The sequence below is a fragment of the Proteiniclasticum ruminis DSM 24773 genome (assembly GCF_000701905.1).
Lineage (GTDB): Bacteria > Bacillota > Clostridia > Clostridiales > Clostridiaceae > Proteiniclasticum > Proteiniclasticum ruminis.
On the sequence record NZ_JNKC01000001.1, the window covers coordinates 238,555 to 250,184 of the forward strand.

11 protein-coding genes are annotated in these 11,630 nt (G+C 36.6%); 4 read left to right on the forward strand and 7 right to left on the reverse strand.

What is annotated here, in order from left to right; all coding sequences use genetic code 11:
* Positions 1 to 48 precede the first annotated feature (48 nt).
* The 6 genes from holA to T487_RS0101225 all read right to left on the reverse strand — a co-directional run bounded on the left by holA (position 49) and on the right by T487_RS0101225 (position 7,818).
* Positions 49 to 1,095: a DNA polymerase III subunit delta gene (gene holA / locus T487_RS0101200; RefSeq protein ID WP_031573025.1), complete on the reverse strand. Its 1,047-nt coding sequence runs from the start codon at positions 1,093 to 1,095 to the stop codon at positions 49 to 51.
* Positions 1,095 to 2,570, reverse strand: coding sequence for a ComEC/Rec2 family competence protein (locus tag T487_RS0101205; RefSeq protein WP_176758069.1), 1,476 nt, complete (start codon positions 2,568 to 2,570; stop codon positions 1,095 to 1,097). Before T487_RS0101205 ends, holA begins: the two co-directional genes overlap by 1 nt.
* Positions 2,571 to 2,692: 122 nt before the next feature.
* Positions 2,693 to 3,292 (reverse strand): sigma-70 family RNA polymerase sigma factor, encoded by a 600-nt coding sequence (locus T487_RS0101210; RefSeq protein ID WP_162178204.1) that lies wholly within the window; start codon positions 3,290 to 3,292, stop codon positions 2,693 to 2,695.
* 437 nt (positions 3,293 to 3,729) lie between these two features.
* Positions 3,730 to 5,073 carry a M23 family metallopeptidase gene (locus tag T487_RS15680; protein ID WP_051651418.1) on the reverse strand — a complete coding sequence of 448 codons (1,344 nt, stop codon included), beginning with the start codon at positions 5,071 to 5,073 and terminating at the stop codon, positions 3,730 to 3,732.
* Positions 5,074 to 5,255: 182 nt separating this feature from the next.
* Positions 5,256 to 6,311 (reverse strand): aldose epimerase family protein, encoded by a 1,056-nt coding sequence (locus T487_RS0101220; RefSeq protein WP_031573037.1) that lies wholly within the window; start codon positions 6,309 to 6,311, stop codon positions 5,256 to 5,258.
* Entirely contained in the window at positions 6,292 to 7,818 is a 1,527-nt protein-coding gene (locus T487_RS0101225) for a UDP-glucose--hexose-1-phosphate uridylyltransferase (RefSeq protein WP_031573040.1), read from the reverse strand. Before T487_RS0101225 ends, T487_RS0101220 begins: the two co-directional genes overlap by 20 nt.
* Before the next feature lie 253 nt (positions 7,819 to 8,071).
* Between T487_RS0101225 and T487_RS0101230 the strand changes: the two genes are divergently transcribed.
* Together T487_RS0101230 and T487_RS0101235 are read left to right on the forward strand one after the other, a co-directional pair.
* On the forward strand, positions 8,072 to 8,752 hold the full coding sequence (locus tag T487_RS0101230; protein ID WP_051651419.1) for an AzlC family ABC transporter permease: 681 nt from the start codon (positions 8,072 to 8,074) through the stop codon (positions 8,750 to 8,752).
* Positions 8,745 to 9,050, forward strand: coding sequence for an AzlD domain-containing protein (locus T487_RS0101235; protein ID WP_051651420.1), 306 nt, complete (start codon positions 8,745 to 8,747; stop codon positions 9,048 to 9,050). The genes T487_RS0101230 and T487_RS0101235 overlap by 8 nt, the downstream gene beginning before the upstream one ends.
* Positions 9,051 to 9,114: 64 nt before the next feature.
* Here the strand turns inward: T487_RS0101235 and msrA are convergent, their stop codons facing one another.
* Complete coding sequence (msrA, locus tag T487_RS0101240; protein ID WP_031573045.1) at positions 9,115 to 9,594, reverse strand: peptide-methionine (S)-S-oxide reductase MsrA; 480 nt, start codon at positions 9,592 to 9,594, stop codon at positions 9,115 to 9,117.
* Positions 9,595 to 9,940: 346 nt separating this feature from the next.
* Here msrA and T487_RS16730 point away from each other — a divergent pair, with 346 nt between their 5' ends.
* Positions 9,941 to 10,069 (forward strand): hypothetical protein, encoded by a 129-nt coding sequence (locus tag T487_RS16730; RefSeq protein ID WP_278245016.1) that lies wholly within the window; start codon positions 9,941 to 9,943, stop codon positions 10,067 to 10,069.
* 559 nt (positions 10,070 to 10,628) lie between these two features.
* Positions 10,629 to 11,570: a CAP domain-containing protein gene (locus T487_RS0101250; RefSeq protein ID WP_031573047.1), complete on the forward strand. Its 942-nt coding sequence runs from the start codon at positions 10,629 to 10,631 to the stop codon at positions 11,568 to 11,570.
* Positions 11,571 to 11,630 lie beyond the last annotated feature (60 nt).

Consider the following 11,630-nt stretch of genomic DNA (forward strand, 5'->3'; position numbering starts at 1 on the left):
TTCTCGGGTTTTTACTTTAACCATAGACGCAGATTAGTGCAGAGGATCTCATTTAACATCTCTTGAGTTCACCATCGAAATGATCATCATTTCTAATAAAGCGCTGCTTTCAACAGATGTTGTCTTAAGCATATACTCATGCTCAAGAAGAACATGAAAAAGCTTGTTGTACTCTTTAAACGACAAGGAACCGCTTACCTTGGAGATCCTATCTGCATACCAGGCGCTGCCTGTTCTCAAATGCTTCATGATTTCTTGAGAGGAAGCACTTCTATCATGCAGAATTTTGACTTTGAAAAGCATTCTTAGCCTAGATCCTACGAGACCAATGATCATCTCAGGTTTTTCTCCTCTATAAAGAAGATCGTTGATCAGGTTCAATATTTCTTTAATATTTCTTCCTAGTCCTCTTTCCGTGAAAATCAAATCCAAGAGATTCATTACATGACGCTCATCCGATACTTCCATTATGGCAAGAACATCTTCTTTTCTTATTTCACCACCGTCAGTATACGCAATAAGTTTCTCAATCTCCTTCTCTAACTGCAAACTGTTTCCCCTGAAAACTTCACCAATGAAGACAGGTATATTCTTTGAAACTTGAACGTTCTGTTTCACGAATAAATCTTCGATCAGTGAAACCATTCCTTTCTGCTTGAGGGAATCTATAGATTCAATGAAAGAGAGAGCGTTGATTTTTTTCTTCAGCCCATCCAGATAGCTGTTCTTTTTACTTAAGTCATTCTCATACTTATAAGTTGCAAAGAAATAGAGATCCTCTCTAGGATTTTTCAGATACTCCTCAATGATTTCTTTCATCGCATGCTGTGTTGAACTCTCCATAAAATTACAGTTGGAAAGTTCCACCAATATGTCCTCTTGGAACATGGAATAGGTATTCAGCGCATTCTCAAGATCCAACGGTGTACAACGATTCGCATCAAGCTTTATGTGACTCATTGAATTATCATCACCAATGACTCTTTTTCGAAGTAAATCACGGATTTGAAACAACAACTGCTCATCTTCTGCATAAAGAAAATAAGCTCTTTTCTGATTCTTATTTACGAACTCTTTAACTGCTGTTAATTCCATTAGTGCACCTTATATACCAAATCTCGCCAGAATATAATATGATGATGTTTTCTAACACCCCGATAATACGGAAATTCATCTGATAAAGTCAGCGCTTTACCGTTGACAAGAACACTTGGTACTCCTTTCTTGATGAGGTGTGGCTTAATCAGTATCGTCTTTCGACCCAGTTTTAAGGATACTTCTTTCCTAAGAGGAATGAATCCTTTTTCCGCCACTCTATAATCCATCATATCATATTTGCGAAAGTTATGGATAACCCTAATATGAGGCTTTCCATAGTTGTTGTAAACACTAACACTTGTTCCAAATGGCAAGCTTAGACAGAGAACAAACACCATTACGATAAAAGTCATTCGTTTTTTATTGTATCTGTTCAGAAGATATAGAGTAAGAATCCATGGTACATAATAAAGCGAAAGATGTTCCAAATCCACCGAGCTATTGTAATCGCTAAAGAATCTCCCAGCATAAAAAGAAAGAAGAAAGAAAGAATCAAGAAACGGGTAGATCACTGCTTGAATTACAGGTATTCCAGATATCAGTACACCAATAAAAGACAAATATGTAATGATGGAATAAAGCGGAACCAAAACGAAGTTGCCAATAAAAACACCCATCGAAAAATCTGGACTGAATGATAAAATAATCGGAAATGACAGAAAAAGAGCTGAACACGTTAGCGCCATCGACTCTCTGATGAACATTGGAAGAATCTTGAGACACCGTAGAAAGTACTGATAAAATATCAATATTCCTAAGGATGATAAATATGTAAGAAGATATCCCGGTTTGAATATGTAATAGGGATTCACGAAAGCTTGAAGAAACATCCCCATAAAAATTCCTGTGACAGCATTTGTATCTCGTTTTACCAACTTGCCCACTATCCGGTATATGAGCGATATTATCGTTCTGTATCCAGGAATACTGTCCAGAAAAATACCATAAACAATAAGCACCATGGGAGCAATCTTTTTCAATTTCAGTTTCTTTAGTGCATTTTCCAATAAACTGAAATGAAATCCAGAGATTGAAAGAATATGCATGATTCCTAAATCTCCCATATTCTGAGCTCTCTCTTCATTCATATACTCCTGATTTCCCAAAACAAGAGATCCCATCAGCCCGCCATAGTGCTCTCCATACCTTACAATAAGAAGCTCCATAATCCTGCTCTTAAAGGCACGAAATCGGCCTAGAGAATCAGTATATACTTTAAGGCTGCTTCCTTTTAACGTGCAGACAACACCCTGTTCCACATCTCCAGGCTGTCCATAAATAAAGTCCCCGAGCACTCTATCCCCAGCTTCTACAGTTCCTTCCTGCTGCTCCAGCCAGTAATGTCTTGCCCCTGAAGAAACTAAAAGTCTATTGTAATAAATTTTCTCAACCTTTACCTCATCTGGGATCTCTTCAGCATAATAAAACGACACAGAAATAAATGCAAGAATTGGGACCATTGCATAAACCATTATATTTTTCAGCCCGCTCTTCACTGCCAGTATCATCACGAAAGCACTGCCAATAATTCCGAGAGTATACAGTTTCAAAATCCAACAATACAAACAGAAGAGAAAGTAGAGCACATAGGAACCTAATATATACATTCTTTCTGATCCAGCAGACTGATTAGCTTCTTGCGCGCTCTTTTCTCTTCTCTGGAAACAAAAACTTGAGATTTGTTGATAAGTTCGCCAATTTCTTTCTGAGATAAGTCATCATAATATCGATACACCAGTATTTTTTTCTGTAACGGAGTCACTTTTTTCAGAAGATCATCCACCATAATTTTATCATCTGTTGTCTTCTGGTGATTCCATTCATCTTCCCAGTTTTTTCGATCATAACGGATGTAATCCATCGCTTCCTGAGACTCCATCACAAGGCCATCACTATTTCGTATTTGAATATCGGACATAGTCAACTCACGCTTAGTATGCTCTTCATAGATCCTTTGTACCTCTCCTCGTATAAGGTAATAAGCATAAGTGACAAACTTGTTGCCTAACTCGGGTTTAAAGTTTCTGACCGCCTTTAAGAGCCCTAAGCATCCAGCCTGATAAACATCTTCCATGTCGAGTGCGTTTTTTGAAGCATAGTAGTAGTCTTTGATTATCTTATATATTAGCGCCTTGTTGCTTTCGATAATCTCTACTTCAGCATTTGTATCTCCATTTCGTATCTGTTCAATCAACTTCTCATTACAGTATATATCAATCATCTCCTTTCTACTCTACTTCTAAATTACCTTTCTTTACGTAATATCACAATAAAAATGAGTCGACAAACCAAAAGGGATGATTATTATATTTTATTTATTAATTTTTCATAATTCTTCTGTTATTATTATAAATATATACTTCTATTTTTAGTTAATTAAAATACATCAATAATTATATTGTAAAAATATATTATTTCTCAATAATTTTGCTCTTTCAAATTTGATTAACATTTAAAATATAGATACTATATTTTAAATTATCGATTGCATCTAAATCCACTCCTAAATATCTATACAACTATCAAGTTTAATTCAAAACAACCTGTAATCTTTGACGAATAATAAATGCTGTAAATTTGTGAATAAAAAATACAGAGCAAGCTAGATGCTTGCTCTGTACCCGAAAACTGCTATTTTACATAATCCGAAGGATTTCTATGTACCCCATTTACTCTTATCTCAAAGTGCAGATGTGGGCCAGTAGAAGTTCCAGTAGAACCAATATACCCAATGGTCTGTCCTTGGGAAACCTTCTGACCATAACTCGCGGCAAAACCGCTTAAATGAGCATATAATGACGCAATCCCATCTCCATGATCAACAATCATGTAGTTACCATATGAAGCATGATATTTCGCTAGGATCACTGTACCAGATTTTGTTGATACTACAGGCACCCCATAACCTGCTGCATAGTCCACTCCGGTATGAAACCTTCTGTCGCCGTAAACAGGGTGGACTCGGTATCCATATGGAGACGTTATCCGACCATTGACTGGTCTTATATAACCCGTCGAAGGTTTTGGAGCCTCAGGAACAGAAACACTGCCGCCATTTTGGGATTCTTCCTGTTTCTTAGCCTCTTCCGCCGCTCTTCTTGCCTCTTCTTCTCTTCTTGCTGTTTCTTGGGCTTCGCGGATGAGTTTCTGAATCTCTGCTTCAAGAGCAGCATTTTCTTCCATGATATCCCCGATGTCATTTGCAATCCTTCTTTCTTCCGCAGAAAGACCATCCAAAAGAGCCTTCTTTTCTACTTCAAGAGACTTCTGATTATCAAGTTCTCGCTCTAAAGTTGCTTTTTGTCTTTCAAGACTGCTTTTTTCATCTTCTAGTGTGACTCTATCCTGTTCCAAAGAGAGTTTAATCTCTGATGCTGCATTCTGGCTCGCTTCAAGCTTCTCTCGTTCAACTTCTAACGTTGAAATAATCGAATCGATAAGTTCCATTATTTCATGATCTTTGGATACCATGCGCTCAATAAATGAAAGTCTTTCCGTAAAGTCCACGATACTTGTTGATTCAATCAATGTGAAAATAATATTGTTGACCGAATTACTTTTATATGCCGCTCGAACTCTAGAGGCAAGAAGCTCTTCCTGTTTTCTAAGCTCCTCTTCCTGTTCAGAAATCCGCTCTTTTTGCACTACAATGTCTGCTTCAATTTCCTGAATCTTCAGTATCATCTCTGCAATCTCATCTGTTTTAATCCGAATATTCTCTTCTTTGCTCTGAATACTGCTGTTTAGATTTGTGATACTATTTGATGTATTTTTTATTTCTTCCAGAATTGAATTCAATTCAGAATTAATAACCTTTTTATTCTTCTGAAGATCTGACTTCTCTTGTTCTAAAACATCTATTTTTTCGTTGTTATCATTCACCTGATCTTTTATGTCACCTGTATTCACAGCAAAAACAGGAACCGATGCAGTAAGCAACGTTGTGACAAGAAACATAGTAATTTTCTTTTTCATGGCGACCTCCTACTCTTAAAGCAATTTTACACCATATACATAGAAAAATTAATATTATTCAAAAACTTTCACATTTGTAACTTTATTTTATTCAGTTTATTCTTATATTTCTATCGATTTTGCTCAAATCACGAGACAATTCACTGAATGTTAATAAAAGCCACCGATACCACCGGTGGCTTCTATTGAATATTCATTTGCTCTACTTTGAATTTATAAACTGTATTGGCACTGTATCTTTCTCCACCACGGATGATCGAGTTTTCCTTGTTCACTTCATTCTTGCCAATCGGAAGATTTTGAAACTCTAGTGCTACTGACCTTCTATTTTCTAAAACGTCACCACCTTTGATTCGCTGGTTATCTGTATAATTTTGTGTGTATACCACAACGCATTCAGCGGTAGATTCTATCTCAAGTACCCTTCCAGAAAATCTATGTGCGAGTCTTACTTTGGGAGAAGCTTCCCGCTCTAAAAGAAACGGATGATCATAACCATTCCCAATCAGCAGCTGCGGATGCCCGTCTTTTATCTCTTCCCCAATTTCGCGCATATACCTGAAGTCAAAAGGAGTTCCATCCACTTCCAGCAGCTTTCCTGTGGGTGCTGAAGTATCATCAATTTCTGCAAACTTCTCAGATTTTATCATGAGCTCATGATAAAGGATGCTTTCTTCAAAAGAACCAGATAAATTAAAGTAGGTATGGTTTGTCAAATTAATCAGGGTATCAGCTGTTGGAACCGCACCATAATTAATTCCAAATTCGTTCTGGTCATTTAAGGAGTAGACGACTTCAACCAGGACTTCTCCTGGATACCCCTCTTCCAGATGAGATGATACGTATTTCAGCTTAACTGACGCATTGTCATCAAGAGTACTGCACTCGAACTGAAAGATCCTTCCAGAAAATCCCCAAAGACCTCCGTGACCATGATTTTCACCATAATTCTGCGCGAGAGAATATTTTGTTCCATTAAGTTCAAACTGAGCATTTTTAATTCTTCCCGAAGTTCTTCCAATAATTGCTCCGAAGTACCCCTTATTTGTTCTATAATCTTCATAATCCGCATGGGAAAGTACAACATTCTCAAAATTCCCCTCTATATCTGGCACGAGAATCTTAGTAATAATCCCTCCTAGAGTCAGAAAGGAAACCTCCATCCCATGTTTGTTCATAAGTGTAATTTCATGAACTTCTTGATCTTCTAAATTAACTTTATTTACTGAGATTTTCATGGATAACCTCTATAAAACGCTGAAACGCTTTTTCGCCATCATTATCTTTTTTATATACACCACAATTTTCTAAGACTTTCATAAAAACATAACCAATTTCATCATACAGTTTCGCCTCTATTTCCTCTTCTGATGAAAACTGGTTTTCATCTAATATTCTTCGCGCAAAATGACCATGCTTATTTAGGATTTCATTTGAATAGATTCCTTCCAGATCCTTTTTAAACATAAACTGTTTCAACAGATTCATTTCATCACGAAGTCTCGCAGGAAGAACAGCCAGTCCAAGACACTCTATCAATCCGATATTTTCTCTTTTTATGTGATGATACTCCTCCTGTGAATGAAAGATCCCAAAGGGATGCTGCTCATCTGTACGGTTATTACGCAGAATCAGATCCACTTCGAAAAGATTATTTCTAAATCTTGTAATAGGAGTTATCGTATTGTGCTCAGTATCTCCTGACTTCGATATGATTCCAACCTGGTGATCTTCATAGTTTTTCCAAATAGAAAGAATGAGTTCAGAAACCTTAACAAGATTTTTCACATCTTTACCTTTGAGCCTGATTACACTCATCGGCCAATACAGTTTACTCAGTTCAACTCCATATGCAGGAATCGGAATTTTATCATATTCCTTAGCCTTCGACATTGCAAACTCATACCGTCCTCCCTGAAAATGATCATGTGTTAGAATACTACCCCCAACAATCGGTAAATCTGCATTGGATCCAATCATGTAGTGAGGATATGCGGAAACAAACTCGAGAAGTCTTTCAATTGTTTTGCCCGATATCTTCATTGGTTCATGATTTCCTTTAAAAACAATACAATGTTCATTATAGTACACGTATGGTGAATACTGCATATACCAGGACTCGTCCGCCAAAGTAATCGGAATAATTCTATGGTTCTGTCTGGCAGGATGATCCAGTCTACCCGCATATCCTTCATTTTCTTTGCAAAGTAAACACTTGGGATATTTTTCACTCTCTGTATTTAATCCTTTGCTCGCCAGAGCAATGGCTCGAGGATCCTTTTCTGGTTTTGACAGATTAATGGTCATATCAATCAGCCCATAGGGTGTTTCATACACCCACTTGATATCTTTAGCTACTCGTTGTTCCCGAATATAGTTGCTTTTTTTCGCAAAAAGATAATAATACTCTGTAGCTTTCTCTGGGGATTCTTTCCACAACTCAAAGTATTTCTTCCTGAAATCGGAAGGTTTTGATACAAATACACTCATAAGCTTTGTATCAAATAAATCCAAAACCTCATTAGAGTCGTTGGGCACAAAATTAGTCTCCACTGCCCATTGCCTGAATTTTTCTAAGATATCTTCAACAGACGAATACGGTATGGAATCTGTTCCTTCTGTATAATGGTCTAAATGAAGTATCTCCAATAGTCTGTTTACAGCATAAATCCGATCCTCAGTTTCTATGAGTCTTTCGCGAACCGCATAATCTACAAGGCTTTTGATTGCATTATTAATGTTCATATCCACCCACCTCAACACATTTCTTCCAGAGTACTTTGCTTTGGAAATATATAGTCCATTTCTATCTTAATGTAGATTGTATGATTTATCAAGAAATCTACATCCTATCGTTTCAATCTGTTACCCAAAACAAATATAACTGTATCTAAATCTTGTGTAGACCGGATGTTCCTAAATCAGATCATAAGACTCTGTTAGAATTGAATGTTCTATGCTAGAATATGAATATTATGTAAATTTAGGAAGTGATATTTTGAATGACAAAACAACTCTATCATCTGGCTTCATCGATAGCTTTCCTATTATGACAGGATACATCCCCATCGCTATTGCTTATGGGGTCATAGGTACTCAAGCAAATATTCCATCTTGGGTCGTACTGTCAATGAGTATTTTTATTTATGCTGGTGCCAGCCAGTTCATGGCCATCAACCTGTTTGTATTGAATACTGCCCCAATTCAGATGATGATCGCCATTGGCGTGATCAACTTAAGACATCTAGTTATGGGGTTATCCTTTTTTAATAAAATAAATCTAAGTCTGAAAAGCCGTATCATTATCAGTTTAGGCTTGACGGATGAGACCTTTGCGGTTTTGTCTCTGAAAGAAAATCTCAATGCTGCATATATTAAAGGTGTGATGCTCGGTTCCTATTTGTCATGGATTTTTGGAACGGTCATTGGAATTCTGTTTGGTTCTATTCTTCCACCTATACTTGCAGAAGGGATGGAAATTGCAATATTTACCCTTTTTATTACTCTATTGGTGAACTCACTCAACGGAAACAGCCGTTTGATGGTCATACCGATCATTAGTATGATCACCAATTATATTGCATCTAGCTTCTTTCCAGCAGGCTTATCTATAATACTCTCAATCATCTTAGGAAGCTCTGTCGGAATGTTGATACAAGGAGATGAAGAAGATGAATAAATACTTGTTATCAATCATTTTAATGTCCGCAGCTACACAAATCCCAAGGCTGCTTCCAGGGCTCAGCAGAATGTCTGCAATCAAGAGCAAAAGAATTAACAAACTCTTGCAAAGCGTACCTCTGGCTGCGCTTGGAGCGCTCATATTCCCAGGTATATTAGATGTTGGAGGTACTGTAGAAACTGGAATAATAGCAGGATTTTTCTCTTTCATCCTAGCAACAAAGAAAGTCAATATCATGGTGAATATCTTAGCATCCTCCATTCTAACCTCTTTATTGATTTATATCCGACTGTAATTTTATAGAACAACGTCGGAAAAGCCCTCATGACACGGATCATGAGGGTTTTTCAACTTCAGTCTTATTCTATTGAAAGATCAATATGACAGTATCCTCTAGGATTTTTCTTCAAATAATCCTGATGATATTCTTCTGCGTCGAAGAAATTACTCAAAGCTTCAACCTCAACTACAATAGGATTAGCATACTTCGGTTGCATTTTAGCAATAAATTCTGCAGCTTTCAGCTCATCTTCAGGATGAATAAAATAGATTCCCGTTCTATACTGGGTTCCTACATCATTCCCTTGTCTATTTAAAGATGTCGGGTCAATGACCTTGAAAAACTTTGTTAGTATTGTCTCCAAATCTGTAATATTCTCATCATATGTAATATAAACTGTCTCAGCGTGTCCCGTTGTCCCAGTACAAACTTCTTCGTAAGTTGGACTCATCTTATGACCGTTAGAATATCCAGACTTCGTGGTCAGAATCCCTTCCTTTCTAGAAAAAAACTCATCAACCCCCCAAAAACATCCTCCAGCAAGTGCAATCTCTCTCATTTCAATTCACTCCTCCTTATCTACTTATTATCACTATTGTAACAGAAAACCGGAATTTATTGATATATTATCACACTGAGAGATGCTTAGATTTACGCAACTTGTATTTGCAAACGTTAATCATCCCAGAGGATTTGCTATTATTATAATCTTTATGATTATAAACTAAAAAATCAGCAATAACTAAGTTAAAAACATAAATTTGGATATCAAAGTTGTAAATGTAATGAAATACTTATTATTTGCAAGTTTTCCTGCATAAAACTTTATCAATTCACCGTTGACTTGCATGTACAAATTTGCAATAATGTACATGAGAGAAACAATCACTCGAGTACTAAAAATCATGGAGGTAATTGATATGAAGAACATGTTGAAAGTAGTTATCCGTTTCATTACAAAAGACGTTATCGCTCCCGACTTTAATCCATGGCTTGTACAAAGAGAAGTGGATGTACCAAAAAGATTCGTTTAATTCTAATATTATATAAAGTCCCGCCTCTGTCATTCTTGGTTGGGATCGCAGGAATAAAATCCTTGAATATAAAACCGCTGGGTGTCTCCAGCGGTTTTATATTTTGTTTTCCTTTGATCCTCAAGGAAAATAGTATTTATTGCATTTCATTAAAATATACTTTTTCATGTTCTGTTTATAAAAGCATACCTTTCATTAATGCTTGAAACATAACTTATTATAATACTATTTATCATAATAAAAATCAATAATTTCCAGTTTTTATTTTACGACAGGCTAAATATTCTGATATTGACGAATATTGTTTTTTGGTTTTTTTAATTTAAACTATATAATTTCAACTTTCTATTTTCGACAAATACTTATCATTACTACAATTTTTTCGACTTGTATGGTAGCCATATTGATTCTCGAGAATATTATTATTAATTTTGACTAAACCTTCGAATTTTTAGATAAATTGAAGGTTTTTTTTTATTATGTTACGATTCACTCATAAAAGTCGATTAATATTTTAATGATAATAAAACCATTTGACAAAAAATAACGAGGTGTAATTATGAGGAAAATCATTTCATTACTAATAGCAACTTCTACTTTGATATCATCTTTCTGGGCTGTTAACTTTCAGAACAAAGAAAACGTACCTGCAGAAGACGACAAGCAGATTGTGTTGTCTGAAGAAAGCACCACAGAAAGTATCCACGTATTCAAACCTGCCGGATTAGAATCCGAAAAGTTCACAGATGGCTTCAGTTTTGATTTACATAAGAAGATGATTGAAATAAAATCAGATCTCTTCTTTCAAAACTTCAAGACAGAACTGGCTGCAAAAGAAGCCCAAAAAATAGCTGAACAGCAAGCCAAAATAGCTGAAGAAGAGAAGAAAGCCGAAGCGGCCGTTACACAGAAGAGTAAACCAGCTGCATCAACTGTAAGCAACAGTACGAATACTAAACCTGCTTCAGGCACACCAGAAAAAGTTTCACCAAAACCAGCTCCAGCTCCAGCTCCAGCTCCAGCTCCAGCTCCGGCTCCAGCTCCGGCTCCAGCTCCAGCTCCAGCTCCAGCTCCGGCTCCGGCTCCAGAACCAGTCAACACAAACACTTCAAGCTACGATTACTTAAGCAGTGTTGAAAAAGAAATCTTAACAGTAACAAACAGATATAGGAGTGAAAACGGTCTTGCCCCATTAACTTGGGATTCCTCACTGTACAATTCAGCAAGATCCCACAGTGCTCTAATGTTTACTACCAACACATTCAAACATACAACAAAGTATAATGTTGGAGAGAATATCTACATGTTAGCCTCAGGTGATAACAGCAAATACTCTGCTGAGTTTATAGTTGCAAAATGGATGAATTCAGAAGGACATAGAGCAAATATCCTGAACCCTAAAGCATCTAGAATGGGTGCAGGTGTAGTGTTCGGCCAGCAGTATTTCGCAAAATATAACCGTAATCTGCCAACCATCTACGCAACACAGCATTTTAAATAATATTGCACACCATAAAAAGAACCACCAATTCCAGGAGGCCACTGAAAAAGTGGCTTAAAA